The sequence below is a fragment of the Streptomyces sp. NPDC006798 genome, from assembly GCF_040635975.1.
Classification (GTDB): domain Bacteria; phylum Actinomycetota; class Actinomycetes; order Streptomycetales; family Streptomycetaceae; genus Streptomyces.
This window is the reverse complement of the sequence record NZ_JBEYIS010000003.1, coordinates 114076-129641: the sequence shown is the minus strand read 5'-3', so window position 1 is coordinate 129641 and position 15566 is coordinate 114076. Positions and strand designations below refer to the sequence as shown.

The following is a 15566-nucleotide window of genomic DNA, read 5'->3' as shown; positions in this document are numbered from 1 at the left end:
GGGCGTACGGCCTGACGGCTTCCCGCCGCCCCGGTCAGCGGCCCCGGGGCGCCGTCCCGGCGCGCCACCATTCGACGGTTGCCTTCGCCTGTTCCTCGACGGGGGTGGGCAGGGCGTCAAAGGTCGCCTCGTAGGTAGAGGAGTCCATGACGAAGGGGCGGTCGAACTGGTAGCGGATCTCCTTCAGTTCACGGATCGCCGGGGAGAAGGGACGCGGCGACCGGCGCCGAGCTGGGGCGCTGGCCGGTGCCCCATCCCATCGGCGCGCTGGAGTTCGGGCCGGACGGGGAGATCGTCGTCGCGACGGGTCACGAAGTCCTCGTACTCGACGTCGACTCACCTTCCCGCCGCATCAATTGATCGTTACATCTGTTCTCGCGCCGGCGGGTTCAGTAGGTTCGGCGGTGATCAACAGGTCTATACCTGCGGGTCGTTGTGCTTGCTCCGTACCACCGTTGACCACACAGGACCGACGTTCGGGAGAAGACGGCACCATGCGAAGAACCCCCCACCACCGGCTGCGTACCGCCGTCGCCGGAGTCCTCGCCACCGGGCTGGCCGCCCTCGGGCTCGCGGCGACCCCCGCCACCGCGACGACGACCACGACCACGAGCGCGGCCGATCCGGCGCTCTCCGTGCAGTACCGGACCGGGGTCACCGGCGTCACCGCCGGGCAGGCCGCGCCCTGGCTGACCGTACGCAACACCGGCTCCGCCCCGGTCCGGCTGGCCGATGTCAAGCTGCGCTACTACTTCAGCGCCGACACGGCCGCCGCCTCGTACCGCTACTCCTGCGACTGGGCCGTCCGCGGCTGCGCCAACGTGACCGGGACCTTCGGGACGCTCACCCCCGGCACCGCCGACGCCGACCGCTATCTGGAGATCGGGTTCACCACCGCCGCGGGCGACCTCGCACCCGGCGCGACCAGCGGTGATCTGCGGCTCCGCTTCAACCGCGCGGACTGGAACCCGCTGCGGCAGAGCGACGACTACTCCTTCGGCCCGGAGCGGAGCACGTACGCCGACTGGACCAAGGTGACGGCCCATCACTCGGGGACCACCGTCTGGGGCACCGCGCCCGGCGGGCCCGTGGAGCCGCCGCCCGCGCGGATCCTCTTCGACGACTTCGCCTACACCGCCCACGACGATCCCCGGCTCGGCGCCAACGGCTGGATGGTCCGGAGCTGGGGCGGCGGACCGGGCGTCCCGGGGGCGACCTGGTCGCCGGGGAACGTCACCTTCGGCCAGGACGGCGGCAGCGGCGCCTCCGTACTGAAGCTGCGGACCGCGACCGCCGGCACCGCCGCGACCACCCGGCAGGCGGAGATCTCCACCACGACGATGAAGTTCCGCAAGGGGACGTACGCGGCCCGGGTCAAGTTCAGCGACGCGCCCGTGCACGGGCCCGACGGCGACCATGTCATCCAGACCTTCTTCGCCATCAACGACCTCAAGGCGCCGATGGCGGACGACTACGCCGAGTACGACTTCGAGTATCTGCCCAACGGCGGCTGGGGCGAGACCGGTAACACGCTCTTCACCACCTCCTGGGAGACCTACGACTCCACCGGCGTCCAGCCGCCCGTGAACACCCACACCGCCGACCGGGCGGGCTACGCGGGGTGGCGCGATCTCGTCCTCACCATCGACGACACCGCCATCCGCTACTACGTCGACGGCCGGCTCTTCGCCACCCACGGCGCCCAGTACCTGCCCGAACGCGGCATGCTGATCGCCTTCAACCAGTGGCTCACCAGCCTCACCGGCCAGCCCGACACCACCACTCCCCGCGCCTACGAGCAGTCGGTGGACTACGTCCTGCACGTCAAGGACCAGGTACTGACCCCGGCTCAGATCGCCGAGCGGGTCGCCGCGTACCGCACGGCGGGCCGTACGTTCGAGGACACCGTCCCGGCCGTCTGACCTGCCGCGTACGAGGTCCGCAGGGGCGGCGGCCGACACCGGCCGCCGCCTCCCTTCTTGCCGTACGCCCCCTTCCCCGGCCCGGGTGGCGGGCCGGGAGGGGTTGACCCGGGATGATCGGCTGCGGATAGTGTCGTAAAACTCGCACCGCTAGTTTTACAGATCCGCAGCACCGACGCTCACCGCCCGACGCCCCGATGTCCGCACCCCTGGAGCCGTGACCATGCGTCCCGTGTACTTCGCCGCCGCCCGGCGGACCCCCGTCGGCCGGTTGCGCGGCGCGCTGTCCGGCGTACGGCCCGACGATCTCGCCGCCACCGCCGTACGCGCCGTACTGGACTCGGTCCCCGCCCTCGACCCGGCCCGGATCGACGACGTCTACTGGGGCGCCGCCAACCAGTCGGGCGAGGACAACCGCAATATCGCCAGAATGGCGCTGCTGCTGGCCGGGGTGCCGGACAGTGTGCCCGGCGCGACGGTCAACCGGCTCTGCGCATCGGGCCTGGAGGCGGTGACCACGGCGGCCAGGGCGATCGCCTCCGGTGAGGCCGATGTCGTACTGGCCGGGGGTTCGGAGTCGATGAGCCGCGCGCCGTTCGTGCTGCCCCGGGCCGAGCAGGCGCTCCCCCATCAGCAGCAGCTCTTCGACACCAAACTCGGCTGGCGGATGACCAACCCCCGGATGGCCGGGCTGCACGGGGTGCTGTCGATGGGCGAGACCGCCGAGGAGGTCGCCGCCCGGTACGGAGTCGGCCGTACGGATCAGGACGCCTTCGCCCTCCGCAGCCACCGGCTGGCCGCGGCCGCCCGCGAGCAGGGGCTCTTCGACGCCGAACTCGCCCCGGTCGCCCTCGCCGACGGGACGGCGGTCGGCTCGGACGAGTCGATCCGGGCCGACACCACGGCGGAGAAGCTCGCCGCGCTGAAGCCGGTGTTCCGCGCCGACGGCACCGTGACCGCCGGGAACGCCTCACCGATGAACGACGGCGCCGCCGCACTGCTGCTGGTGGGCGAGGAGGCGCTGGTGGCGCTGGGGCTCGAACCCCTCGGCCGGTACGCGGGCGGCGCCAGCGCCGGGGTCCACCCCGATGTGATGGGGATCGGGCCGGTACCCGCGGTCCGCAGGCTGCTCGCCAGGACCGGCCGGACCGTGGGGGAGATCGACACCGCCGAGTTCAACGAGGCGTTCGCGGCCCAGGCGCTGGCCTGCGTCCGGGAGCTGGGCTTCGACCCGGAGCGGGTCAATCCGCAGGGCGGCGCGATCGCCCTCGGCCACCCTCTGGGCTGCTCCGGCGCCAGGATCCTGACGACGCTGCTGCACCGGATGCGGCGGACCGGCGACCGGCGCGGTCTGGCCACCATGTGCGTCGGGGTCGGGCAGGGCAGCGCCGTCCTGGTGGACCGGGACTGACCGCCACCGGGCCCGAACCGTGTCCGGTTCGGGGCCGGACGGACCGGGCGGGGACCATCATGGCGCCATCCCGGGCCCCGATGGCGTACGGGGTCGGCGCCCGTCCCCGTACGACGGACCGGGTCGGCCGTCACCGTTCCCGGTACGCGGCATCCACCTCGGTAAAGGGCGGGGTTCGGCCTCCGGGCCGGACAGGCGCCGCGCGGCGCAATCGCTGTGCCATCATGGAGCAATGGAACTACGGGAGTACGTCGAGGCGCTGCGTGAGGAGCTGATCACCGCCTCCGCGGCGGGAGACGCCGAGACCCGCGCGGTGGCCGAGCGACTCGTCGCCCCGCTGGAGTCCGCCGTCCGGCTCACGCTGTTCAAGGTCCTTTCGGACGCGGCCGACGAGATCAGCCGGGAACTGACGCCCGGCTCGGTCGATCTGCGGCTGCGGGGCATGGAACCCAGTTTCGTGGTCACGCCGCCGACCGGGGACGAGAGCGCCGCCGGTGGCGACCCGGCCGAGGAAGGCGATCCGGCGGAGGACTGGGCCGGGGCGCTCGGCGGTGCGGCGAGCGGCGCGACGGCGCGGATCAACTTCCGGCCGCCGCAGGCGATGAAGGACCAGATCGAGGAGGCGGCGGCCAAGCAGGGCATCTCGGTCAACGCGTGGATGATCCGCGCGTCGGCGGCGGCCCTCGCCAGCGGCAAGCGGGCCCCTCGCGGCAAACAGCAGTTCACCGGCTGGGTCCGCTAGGCGACCGGCTTTCGCGGTTCTCGCCGGGCGCGCGAGCCCGGCGCCCGCGCGGCACGCAACACTGTGACGGGGTACGGACCACCTGGTCCGTACCCCGTTGTCGTCGCGGTGGCCTCCCGGCCCGGCCCCGGTTCGCGGCCGTACCGGACCCCTCGCCACCGGCAACCGGGTCAGGCGCGGTGGACCGTGATGTCGCCGTACGAGGTCTTCCCCTGGACGTCGACCCCGCCGTCGGCCGACTCGGAGACGCTCTCCAGCATGTTGTTCACCCGGCCGAATCCGGTGGACAGGTCGAGCCGGGCCGGGACGCCCGCCCCGATGCCGATCTCCAGATCGCCGGTGGCGGCCTTGAGGGCGACGGTGCCGCGGACGACCTCGCCGATCCGGACACTGCCGTTGGCGGTCTCCGCCTCGGTCCGGTCGCCGAGCGCCCGGTCGACGGAGATATCGCCGTTGGCGCAGCGGATTTTGGCGGTTCCGGCGACCGTGCCGATGTCGGTCCGCCCGTTGGAGTTCTTCGCCACGGCCGCGCCCTCGACCTCGCCGATCCGGATCCGTCCGGTGCCGGTGTTGACATCGGCGTCGCCGTCGACCCGGCGGACGGTGAGGTGGCCGCCGCCGGTCTTCAGCCGCAGCGGGCCGACCTCGTCGAGCTGGACATGGCCGACGGCGGTCTTGTAGCCGCACTCCCCGAGCCGGCCGGTGCCGCGCAGATCCGCCGCCTCCGCCTCGCCGCGGACCCGGGAACCGAGGGGCAGCACGATGGAGACGTCGACCGAGCGGGTCTTGCGGGAGAACTCCAGCTTCTTGGTCTTGGGGGTGGTGATCACCAGGACGCCGTCGGCGTAGTCGACGCCCGCCTGCTCCGCGGCCTTCACGTCGGAGGCGTCGGACTCGTCGGTCGGCCGTACCTCGACGACGGTGTCGGTACGGTCCTCGGCGACGATCTGGACATCGCCGACGCCCATGTCGATCGTGACGGTGATCGGCTTCGGAGTCTCGAATACAGGCACGGCTGCCCCTTCTCGGACGTCCGGTGGGTGTCCCCGTGGTACCGGACGAAACAGACGACGGTCGGTTCGGTTCAGCGTGCCCGGAAGGTGCGCGGCACCGGTCTCGTACGGCTCGCCGACCGGCGTGCCGCGGAGTCCGGGCCGGGCCACTCCCACCGGCGACCCATCCCCATGGCGCCATTATGGCGCAGACGTTGCGCCATCACAAGCGGGGGCGGGCCGGAAGTCGATCACGGCGTGTCGAGCGGCGCTCCGGGCGGACCACTCGACATCTCTCGGGCGCCCGCAACGCACTTACCGCACCGGCCCGCCGGGAGCGGCTGCCGAGCGGAGAACGAGCGGGCGGCCACCGCGGCAACGGCCCGATCGCCGACCGGTCGGATTACCCGGATTCGAGCCATATAGCGCCACAGTGGCGCCATGCGGCCACGCCGCTGTCACCGCGGTCGGCCCCGGGTCAGTGGGAGCCGCTCCAGGGGGCCGGGACGAAGGTCCAGGTGACCTCGGCGGGCCCGGAGCCCGCGTTGCGCCAGGTGTGCGGCTCGCGGCCGGAGAAGGTCAGGGTGTCCCCGGCGGCCAGGGTCTCGGTACGGTCTGTGAACCGCACCGCGACCTCGCCGCTGACGACATGGATCACTTCCACGTCGCAGTTGATCGTGTAGAGGTCGTCGCCGCCGTGGGCGTCCGGTTCCAGCCGCGACCGCAGGATCTGGATCTTCGACTGGGCGCGGGGGGTGACCAGCCGGTCCTCGACGCCGTGGCCGCCCATGTTCAGGCGCGGGGCGGAGTCCAGCCGCACCACCTCGGTATCGGCGCCCTCGAAGAGCGATCCGACCGGCAGGGAGAGCACCTGGCAGAGGGTGACCAGGGACGTCACACTCGGCGAGGTCTCGTCCCGCTCGACCCGGCTGAGGAACCCCCTGGTCAGGCCGGTGGCGGCGGCCACCTGCTCGATGGTGAGGCCCTGAGCCTTGCGACAGGCCCGCAGCCGCGCCCCGACCCGGACCGGATCGCCGGACGGCGTCGGGTGCAGCGCTTTCATCGAAGACCTCGCGTCGTTCGTCCGATTTTCGGACGACTCTTGACAGAGTGGTCGCCCGAAGCAAACACTACCCGGAATGCAAGTTGCCTAATAAGCATTATTTGTTGTGTATAGGTAACTTCCCTTCCGCACCTCCGCACCAGATCCGAGGTTCCGATGACCGCCGTCGAACCCCCGAGGCCCCCGGTCGGCCCTCCGGACGCCAGTCTCAGCCCCCGCTACGCGGGGATCGCGACCTTCGCGCGACTGCCCCGCCTCGAAGACGTCCCACGGGCCGATATCGCCGTCGTCGGCGTGCCCTTCGACAGCGGGGTCAGCTACCGGCCCGGCGCCCGGTTCGGGCCCGCGCACATCCGCGAGGCGTCCCGGCTGCTGCGGCCGTACAACCCGGCACAGGACGTGGAGCCCTTCGCCGCCCAGCAGATCGCCGACGCGGGCGACATCTCCGCCAATCCGTTCAGCCTCGACGAGGCCGTCGCCCAGATCGAGCGGGCCGCGACCGAACTGACCGCGGACGGCACCCGGCTGCTGACCCTCGGCGGCGACCACACCATCGCCCTGCCGCTGCTGCGCGCGGTCGCGCGGCACCACGGCCCGGTGGCGGTCCTCCACTTCGACGCCCACCTGGACACCTGGGACACGTACTTCGGCGCCCCCGTCACCCACGGCACCCCCTTCCGGCGGGCGTCCGAGGAGGGGCTGATCGACCGGACCGCCAGCCTGCACGTGGGCACCCGCGGCCCGCTGTACTCGCGTCAGGACCTGCGGGACGACGAACGCCTCGGCTTCGCCGTGATCTCCAGCCCGGAGATCGAGGCGGAGGGCCTGCCCCGGGCGATCGAGCGGATGCTCGCCCGCCTCGGCGACCGGCCCGTCTATCTCTCCGTCGACATCGATGTCCTCGACCCGGCGCACGCCCCCGGCACCGGGACCCCCGAGGCGGGCGGACTGACCAGCCGCGAACTGCTCGCGATGATCCGCGCCCTGCGCGCCACCCGACTGGTCGGCGCCGATGTGGTCGAGGTGTCCCCCGCCTACGACCACGCCCAGCTCACGGCCGTCGCCGCCGCCCACACCGGCTACGAGATCCTCTCGGCGATGACGCCGGACCACCTGCCCCGCCCGGCCGACCGGCCGCACGAGCGTTAGGGGAAGGCCATGACCTTCTCGGACACCGCGACCCAGCGCGACTCCGCCATCGAACAGCACTCCATCGACTATGTGCCCTCGTCAGAGCGGCACGGCAAGGTCTGGCACCAGGGGCCGTTCTGGTTCACCGGCAACTTCGTCCTGCCGACGATGGTCGCCGGGTTCGTCGGCGCCTCCATGGGGCTGAGCGTCTGGTACAGCGTGCTGGCCATCGTGCTCGGCGTCGGCGCCGGAACGTTCTTCATGGCCTTCCACGCCAACCAGGGGCCCCGGATGGGGCTGCCCCAGATGATCCAGTCCCGGGCGCAGTTCGGCAGCCGGGGCTCGACCGTGCCGTTCGCGGCGACCGTCTTCGTCTATGTGGGCTTCCTGGTCTTCGACACGGTCCTCGCCGAGCAGGGCCTCGGGCTGCTGCTGCCGGGTGGCGAGTACTTCTGGTACCCGGTCCTGATCGCGGTCTCCATCGTGATCGCCGTCGTCGGCCACGACCTGCTCCACTTCGTCCAGCGCTGGCTGACGTATCTGCTGGTCGTGGTGTTCGCGGTACTGACCGTGGTGGCGATCGTCCACTTCGGCGGCGAGCCGACCCCGGCCGACGTCCCCGCGGCGACCGCGGGCTGGGACCTGACCGCGTTCCTGGTGCAGTTCTCCCTGGCCGCCGGATACAACATCAGCTACTCGGTCTACGTCTCCGACTACACCCGCTACCTCCCGGCGAAGGTGCCCGCGAAGAAGCTGATCACCGCGGTCTACGCGGGCGCCGCGTTCTCCGCCGTCTGGCTGATGTCGCTCGGCGCGATCCTCGCCAGCTATCTGCCGGACCCCGACCCCATCATCGCCCTGCGCGAGGTCGGCGATCTGCTCTTCCCGGGCTTCGGTCTGATCGTCGTCCTGGCCTCGGTGCTGGCCCTGATCTCCATCATGGGCGTCAACGCCTACGGCGCGATGCTCACCGGCGCCAGCGCGCTGGACGGCTTCCGCAAGGTGCGGCCCACCGTACGGCTGCGGATCGTCGGTCTCGTCGTGGTCGGGATCGTGTCGCTGGTGGTCGCCCTGCTGATCCCGGACGACTACATCGGCAGCTTCAACAACTTCGTCCTGATGATGCTGTACTTCCTGGTCCCGTGGACCGCGGTGAACCTGGTCGACTTCTACTTCGTCCGCCGGGGCAAGTACGCCATCGCCGAGATCCTCAAGCCGGACGGCATCTACGGCCGCTGGGCCTGGCGCGGGGTCGCCGCGTACATCATCGGCTTCATCGCGATGGTCCCCTTCTTCTCCACCAGCTTCTACGTCGGCCCGGTCGCGGACGCCCTCGGCGGCGCGGACTTCTCCTTCGTCGTCGGGCTGACCGTCTCCGGCGTGCTGTATCTGCTGTTCTCCCGGAACCTGGATCATGAGGCGGAGGCCGCCGCCCGCGCGGCGAGCGAGATCGAGCTGGAGGGAGCCGCCCGATGAGCGTGCCCGCACACCGCCCCGCCGACACCACCGGTACCGGCAGCGCCGGAGCCACCGCGAACTCCGGGAGCACGGCCGGAGAGACCGGGACCGGGACCAGCGGCCCCGGGGCGGCGTCCGGCGCGGCCGGGGACACGGTCACGGTCGCCGTCTGCCAGATCGCGCCGCAGGTCGGCGACCCCGAGGGGAACCGGCGGCGGATCCGTACCGCGATCGAAGCGGCGGCGGAGCGCGGCGCGCGTGTCGTGGTCCTGCCCGAGCTGGCGAATACCGGCTATGTCTTCACCGGCCCGGACGAACTGCGGTCCGTCGCGGAGCCGGCGGACGGCACCACGATCCGGGAGTGGGAGGCCCTGGCCGCCCGGCACGACCTGGTCGTCGTCGGCGGCTTCGCGGAGCGCGGCGAGCACGGAGCGGTCCACAACTCCGCCGCCCTCGTCGACCGGACCGGGCTGCGCGCCACGTACCGCAAGGCGCATCTGTGGAACGGCGAGAAGACCTGGGGCTTCACCCCCGGGGACGGGCCGCCGCCGGTCGTCGACACGCCGTACGGCCGGATCGGGTTCATGGTCTGCTACGACCTGGAGTTCCCCGAGTGGGTCCGGCTGGCGGCGCTCGACGGAGCCGAACTGCTCTGCGGCCCGGTCAACTGGCCGCTGTACCCGAGGCCGGACGGCGAGCGGCCGGGTGAGATCGTCCGCGTCCAGGCCGACGCCGCGGTCAACCGGATGTTCGTCGCCGTAGCCGACCGGACCGGCACCGAACGAGGCCAGGACTGGCTGGGCGGCAGTGCGATCGTCGACGCCGACGGCTACCCCGTGACCCCGCTGCGCCTGGGCGAGGAGGCGGTCCTCACAGCGGCCCTCCCCCTCGCCGACGCCAGGGACAAGGCCATCAGCGAACTGAACGACGTCCACGCGGACCGGCGCCCGGCGCTGTACGGACGTACCCGGGAGGAGCCGTCATGACCACCACCGTCGCCGTCGTCCAGCAGCCGCCCGCCCTGCTCGATCTGGAAGAGTCGCTGCGGCGCGCCGCGGCCTACGTCGCCGAGGGCGCGCGGGCGGGCGCCGATCTCGTGGTCTTCCCCGAGACCTGGCTGACCTGCTACCCGGCCTGGGTGTTCGGCCTCGCGGGGTGGCGGGACGCCGAGGCCCGACGCTGGTACGCCCGGCTGCTGGAGCAGAGCCCGGTTCTCGACCCCGGGGGCGACGACGCCCTCGCCCCGGTCCGGGCCGCGGCCCGGGAGCACGGGGTGACGGTGGTCCTCGGCCTCAACGAGCGGGCCGCGCCCGCCTCCGGCTCCCTCTACAACTCCCTGCTGACGATCGGCCCGGACGGCGGCACCCTCAATGTGCACCGCAAGCTGACGCCCACCCACACCGAGCGGATCGTCTGGGCGCCCGGGGACGGGGCGGGGCTGCGGGTCGTCGACACCCCGGCGGGCCGGGTGGGGTCGCTGGTCTGCTGGGAGCACTTCCATCCGCTGGCCCGGCACTCCCTGCACGCACAGCACGAGGAGATCCATGTCGCGGCCTGGCCCGACATGCCGGAGAGCCATGTGATCGCGGCCCGCTCGTACGCGCTGGAGGGCCGCTGCTTCGTGGTCTCGGCCGGACTCGTGCTCTCCACCGACGACGTCCCCGCCGATCTGCTCCCCGCCTACCGGGCCGGGGTCGGCCCGGACGCGCCCGAGGACGGTCTGCTCTTCACCGGGGGTTCGAGCGTCGCGGGCCCGGACGGCTCCTGGGTGATGGCACCGGTCTACGGCGAGGCGCGGCTGCTCACGGCGACCCTGGACACCGCCGGGCGGTACGGGGAGACCCTGGACCTCGATGTCGCGGGCCACTACGGCCGCCCCGACGTCTTCTCCCTCTCCGTCGACCGGACCCGGCGCGACAGCGGGGTCGACTTCACGGACTGAGGGCGCCCGGGCCCCGGGTCGTAGGGATCACGAGGAGGGGTGAGGTCCGGCAGCCGGACCTCACCTGACAGTGCGCCCGGCGGCACCGTAAGCTGACCGGCGCAGCTGGTTCGCCCCGTCAGCCGGACGGGAGCGTCGTAAGAGGGAACCCGGTGGGAATCCGGGACTGCCCCGCAGCGGTGAGCGGGAACGACCGCCGTCATACGCACTGGGCCCGGCCGGGTCTGGGAAGCGACGGCCAGTAGGTGTCCGCCGGAGGTCCGGTGGATGTGCCCGCGAGTCCGAAGACCTGCCCGTTGCCCGCACGCGGACGATTCCGCGCGCGGACATCCCGGTGACCTCGTGGGCGGGTCGGCGTACGGACCAGCGGTGATCCGCGCCTCACGGCGCGTCGGCAGCGCCGGTACGTCACTCCTTCGCACCCTCGTCCCGTCGCCGGGATCTCAGGGATTCATCTCGTGAAGGAGATCTCCGTGACATCGAAGTCCGCAGCCGCGGCGGCCCGGGCCACCGTGTACGGCTACCCCCGGCAGGGGCGGAACCGGGAGCTGAAGAAGGCGGTCGAGGGCTACTGGAAGGGCCGGACCACCGCCGACGCCCTCCGTGCCACCGCCGCCGAACTGCGCGCCGCCAACTGGCGCGAACTCGCCGAAGCCGGTATCGACGAGGTCCCCACCGGTGACTTCTCGTACTACGACCACGTTCTCGACACCACCGTGATGGTGGGCGCGATCCCGGCCCGGCACCGTACCGCCTTCGCGGACGACCCGCTCGACGGCTACTTCGCCATGGCCCGCGGCACCCAGGACGTGGCGCCGCTGGAGATGACCAAGTGGTTCGACACCAACTACCACTATCTGGTGCCGGAGCTGGGACCCGACACGGTGTTCGCCGCCGACTCCGGCCGGCAGGTCGCGGAGCTGACCGAGGCACTGGCCCTCGGTCTGACGGCCCGCCCGGTGCTGGTCGGCCCGGTGACCTATCTGCTGCTCGCCAAGCCCGCGCCGGGGGTGGCCGGGAACTTCGATCCGCTGACCCTGCTGGACCGGCTGCTCCCCGTCTACGCGGAGGTCCTGGCCGACCTCAGGGCGGCGGGCGCCGACTGGGTGCAGCTGGACGAGCCCGCCCTCGTCCAGGACCGCACCCCGGCCGAACTCAACGCCGTCGCCCGCGCCTACCGCGACCTCGGCGCCCTGACGGACCGTCCGAAACTGCTGGTCGCCTCCTACTTCGACCGGCTCGGCCGGGCCCTGCCCGTACTCGCGGCGTCGCCGGTCGAAGGGCTCGCCCTCGACTTCACCGAGCACGCGGGCGCCCAGTTGGGCGAGCTGGCCGCCGTCGGCGGACTGCCCGGGAAGCGCCTGGTCGCCGGTGTGGTCAACGGCCGCAATATCTGGATCAACGATCTGGCGAAGTCGCTGGCCACCCTGGGCACCCTGCTCGGCCTGGCCGACCGGGTCGACGTCGCCGCCTCCTCGTCCCTGCTGCACGTCCCGCTGGACGCGGCCCTCGAACGCGATATCGACCCGCAGGTCCTGCGCTGGCTCGCGTTCGCCCGGCAGAAGACGGCCGAGATCGTCACCCTCGCCAAGGGCCTGAGCCGGGGCACCGACACCATCGCGGGCGAGCTGGCGGCGAACCGGGCCGCGCTGGCCTCCCGCGCGAACTCCCCCATCACCCGCGACCCGGCCGTCCGCGCCCGTACCGCGGCGGTGACCGAGGCGGACACCCGCCGCTCCCGGCCCTACGGCGAACGGACCGTCGCCCAGCGCACCCGGCTCGGCCTGCCGCCACTGCCGACCACCACCATCGGCTCCTTCCCGCAGACGGACGAACTGCGGACGGCCCGTGCCGATCTGCGCGCCGGACGGCTCGACACCGCGGCCTACGAGGTACGGATCAAGGCCGAGATCGCCGAGGTCGTCGCCTTCCAGGAGAAGACCGGTATCGACGTACTGGTCCACGGCGAACCCGAACGCAACGACATGGTCCAGTACTTCGCCGAACAGCTCACCGGCTATCTCGCCACCCGGCACGGCTGGGTCCAGTCCTACGGCACCCGCTACGTCCGCCCGCCGGTCCTCGCCGGGGACATCTCCCGCCCGGCACCGATGACCGTCCGCTGGACCTCCTACGCGCAGTCCCTCACCGACCGCCCCGTCAAGGGCATGCTCACCGGCCCCGTCACCATGCTGGCCTGGTCCTTCGTCCGCGACGACCAGCCCCTCGCGGACACCGCCCGCCAGGTCGCCCTCGCCCTGCGCGACGAGGTGGACGACCTGGAGGCGGCCGGAACCGCCGTCATCCAGGTCGACGAACCCGCCCTCCGCGAAACCCTCCCCCTGCGCTCCGCCGACCACGCCGACTACCTGGCCTGGGCGACGCAGGCGTTCCGCCTGTCGACGTCCGGCGCAGCGCCGGGCACCCAGATCCACACCCATATGTGCTACGCCGAGTTCGGCGACATCGTCCAGGCCATCGACGACCTCGACGCCGACGTGATCAGCCTGGAGGCCGCCCGCTCCCATATGCAGGTCGCCCATGAACTCGCCGCCCACGGCTACCCCCGCGAAGCCGGCCCCGGCGTCTGGGACATCCACTCCCCCCGCGTCCCCTCCCCCGAGGAGGCGGCCCGACTGCTGCGTACGGCCCTGAAGGCCATCCCGTCCGAACGCCTCTGGGTCAACCCCGACTGCGGCCTCAAGACCCGCGCCTGGCCGGAGACCCGCGCGACCCTGGAGAACCTGGTCACGGCGGCCCGTACGATCCGCGAGGAACTGGCGGACGGCTGACGAACGGCCCGGGGGCGGAGACGCGCGGGCGTCTCCGCCCCCGGGGACGTATGGGGCAAGCGCCGTAGAAACCAACCCCGAGCACGCCCAGGGCCGGTAACCAGCCGATGTGGATCACTCGGCTCTCTGTACGCAGCCGCTTTCCGGCACGCCCCGGGCCTCCTGAGCACCGGCACATGGCCGACTTCATCTGTTGTCACTGCCATTTGTTCCGGCCACCTGAGCCACACCCTGCTCTTGACGGTGCTCATGCCATACGTGAACCTCGCGCAGTGCGCTGTACGGCATACGCAGAAACCCGGGGGTCTGTACGTACTCCGCCCATGAGGCTTCCACGGACACCGCCTCCGTCCGACGGTCACCACCAAGGACGCTCTGCGACGAGTGCGTCGCCACGTACCTGCTCCACGATCGCATCGCGCTGTCGAAAGCCAGCCGTCGAAGCGTCACGTCCCAGGAAGGCAATGAGTACGAACAGTGATAGTCAGACCCTTATCCCTCAGACACCGACACGGTGAATCAGGGCCTCGCCCCCGCTGGGCAACGGCGGTCGCGGCTTCGGTATGCGCCCTGACACTCGTCCTGAGCTCGGCTCCGGTACACCAGGCGGCGGCCGCGACCCCGGCCGCCACGTGTGCGGGCGCCGACTCCGACTTCAACGGCGACGGCATCCGGGACACGGCGGTCTCCGACCCCGAAGCCACCGTCTCGGGCATGGCCGGGGCCGGGCGGGTCACCGTTGTCTACGGCGGTGCGAAGGGCGTAGTCCATCTCGCCCAGGGCGCGGCCGGGATCCCAGGGGCCCCCGAGGCCGCTGATCGGTACGGACACGCTCTCGCGGTCTACGACGCCGATCTCGACGGCTGTTCCGATCTCGTCATCGGCACCCCCTACGAGGATCTCGACACCATTGTCGACACCGGTCTGGTACACATCGTCTACGGCTCGCCCACGGGCCTGAACAGCGGAAAGCCGGTCAAAGAGCATCTGCAGGGAACCGGCAGACCGCTGGGCGGATCCCCCGAGCCCGGAGACTGGACCGGCTACGCCCTCACCGCGGGCAAGACCTCCGCAGGCGCCCCCTTCCTGGTGATCGGCGCGCCCGGCGAGTCCATCGGCAGCGCGGAGGACGCCGGGCACTTCTTCTACATCCACGGCACCGCGCAGACCACCGCCGTTGTCAGTCAGGACACCGGCAACGGCGGCGACGTACCCGGGGTGGCCGAACGAGGGGACCGCTATGCCGCCGCCCTGAGCTCCACCCCCCACCAGTTCGCGGTGAGTGCTCCCGGCGAATCACTCGGCCAGGTGACCTTCGCGGGCGTCATCGCCGTGTTCAGCCACACCCTGGTGGCGGGATACCCGAAGCCCTTGCTCGGCCTCGGCCAGGACGCCGCCAGTGTCACCGGTGTCGAGGAGCGCGGCGACGGTTTCGGAACGGCGCTCGCGATGATTCCCTACCGGGCCGGCGTTCTGCATCCGGCCGACCAATCGCTGATCACCGTCGGAGTGCCCGGCGAAGACCTCTCGACCACCGTGGACGCGGGCGCCGTGCAGACGTTCCGCGTCACCTCCGGCGGCGGCTTCGCCGAGGACGCGTGGATCGACCAGAACGTGACCGACGTCGAAGGAGAGGCGGACGCCGGTGACTTCTTCGGTCAGCGCCTCGCCGCGGTCAACACCGCGTCCGGTGTGGCGACCCCCACCGCTACCCGGCTGGCCGTAGGGGTCCCCGGCGAGGAATCCGCCGAGGAGCACCGCGACAAGGGCGGGGTGCAGATCGTCCCGCTCATCGGGCCGGTCGGCCTCACCGACCAGTGGATCGAGCCCGGCCACGGCATCCCCGGCCAGCCCGCCCCCCGTCAGCTGGCAGGGATGAGCGTGGGAGCGGCCCCCGAGGGGTTGCTCGTCGGCATGCCCTACGGCCCGCCCGAGGGTCGAGCCGTACACATCTTCGATTGGAACGTCCCTTCGGGCGGTGCTCCGACTCGCACACTCCGCCCCGGTGAGGGCGGCATTCCGGCCGACGGCACGGCCTGGGGAGCGGTGGTCCGCTGATGAGGCGAGCAGACGTCCACCGGTCCACCGCAGACGAACCGTCCCGAAGACATCA

General features: G+C 71.8%; 11 protein-coding genes, 1 pseudogene and 1 riboswitch. Of the genes and pseudogenes, 9 read left to right on the top strand and 3 right to left on the bottom strand.

Annotation, left to right across the window (positions count from 1 at the left end):
• Nucleotides 1–34: 34 nt before the first annotated feature.
• Nucleotides 35–208, bottom strand: a pseudogene (locus tag ABZ714_RS02910) (NAD-dependent epimerase); the annotation flags it as partial.
• A gap of 286 nt (nucleotides 209–494) precedes the next feature.
• Here ABZ714_RS02910 and ABZ714_RS02905 point away from each other — a divergent pair.
• The 3 genes from ABZ714_RS02905 (at nucleotide 495) to ABZ714_RS02895 (ending at nucleotide 4075) form a co-directional block, all read left to right on the top strand.
• Complete coding sequence (locus tag ABZ714_RS02905) at nucleotides 495–1922, top strand: cellulose binding domain-containing protein (protein ID WP_358823344.1); 1428 nt, start codon at nucleotides 495–497, stop codon at nucleotides 1920–1922.
• A gap of 223 nt (nucleotides 1923–2145) precedes the next feature.
• Entirely contained in the window at nucleotides 2146–3333 is a 1188-nt protein-coding gene (locus ABZ714_RS02900; protein WP_358823443.1) for an acetyl-CoA C-acyltransferase, read from the top strand.
• 232 nt (nucleotides 3334–3565) lie between these two features.
• Nucleotides 3566–4075 (top strand): hypothetical protein, encoded by a 510-nt coding sequence (locus ABZ714_RS02895; RefSeq protein ID WP_358823343.1) that lies wholly within the window; start codon nucleotides 3566–3568, stop codon nucleotides 4073–4075.
• Nucleotides 4076–4245: 170 nt separating this feature from the next.
• On the opposite strand, the gene ABZ714_RS02890 is transcribed toward ABZ714_RS02895, so the two are convergent.
• Nucleotides 4246–5088 (bottom strand): DUF4097 family beta strand repeat-containing protein, encoded by an 843-nt coding sequence (locus ABZ714_RS02890; RefSeq protein WP_358823342.1) that lies wholly within the window; start codon nucleotides 5086–5088, stop codon nucleotides 4246–4248.
• 457 nt (nucleotides 5089–5545) lie between these two features.
• The gene (locus tag ABZ714_RS02885) at nucleotides 5546–6130 is read right to left on the bottom strand and encodes a helix-turn-helix domain-containing protein (protein ID WP_358823341.1); all 585 of its coding nucleotides are present in this window, start codon (nucleotides 6128–6130) and stop codon (nucleotides 5546–5548) included.
• Between the two features lie 156 nt (nucleotides 6131–6286).
• Here ABZ714_RS02885 and speB point away from each other — a divergent pair, with 156 nt between their 5' ends.
• The 6 genes from speB (at nucleotide 6287) to ABZ714_RS02855 (ending at nucleotide 15511) form a co-directional block, all read left to right on the top strand.
• Complete coding sequence (gene speB, locus ABZ714_RS02880; RefSeq protein WP_358823340.1) at nucleotides 6287–7279, top strand: agmatinase; 993 nt, start codon at nucleotides 6287–6289, stop codon at nucleotides 7277–7279.
• Between the two features lie 9 nt (nucleotides 7280–7288).
• Nucleotides 7289–8737: a cytosine permease gene (locus ABZ714_RS02875; RefSeq protein ID WP_358823339.1), complete on the top strand. Its 1449-nt coding sequence runs from the start codon at nucleotides 7289–7291 to the stop codon at nucleotides 8735–8737.
• Entirely contained in the window at nucleotides 8734–9705 is a 972-nt protein-coding gene (locus tag ABZ714_RS02870) for a nitrilase-related carbon-nitrogen hydrolase (RefSeq protein ID WP_358823338.1), read from the top strand. Before ABZ714_RS02875 ends, ABZ714_RS02870 begins: the two co-directional genes overlap by 4 nt.
• Nucleotides 9702–10661, top strand: coding sequence for a carbon-nitrogen hydrolase family protein (locus ABZ714_RS02865; protein ID WP_358823337.1), 960 nt, complete (start codon nucleotides 9702–9704; stop codon nucleotides 10659–10661). Before ABZ714_RS02870 ends, ABZ714_RS02865 begins: the two co-directional genes overlap by 4 nt.
• Before the next feature lie 138 nt (nucleotides 10662–10799).
• Nucleotides 10800–10952, top strand: a riboswitch (cobalamin riboswitch).
• A gap of 182 nt (nucleotides 10953–11134) precedes the next feature.
• Entirely contained in the window at nucleotides 11135–13453 is a 2319-nt protein-coding gene (metE, locus tag ABZ714_RS02860; RefSeq protein ID WP_358823336.1) for a 5-methyltetrahydropteroyltriglutamate--homocysteine S-methyltransferase, read from the top strand.
• A 714-nt stretch (nucleotides 13454–14167) separates the two neighbouring features.
• Complete coding sequence (locus tag ABZ714_RS02855; protein WP_358823335.1) at nucleotides 14168–15511, top strand: VCBS repeat-containing protein; 1344 nt, start codon at nucleotides 14168–14170, stop codon at nucleotides 15509–15511.
• Nucleotides 15512–15566 lie beyond the last annotated feature (55 nt).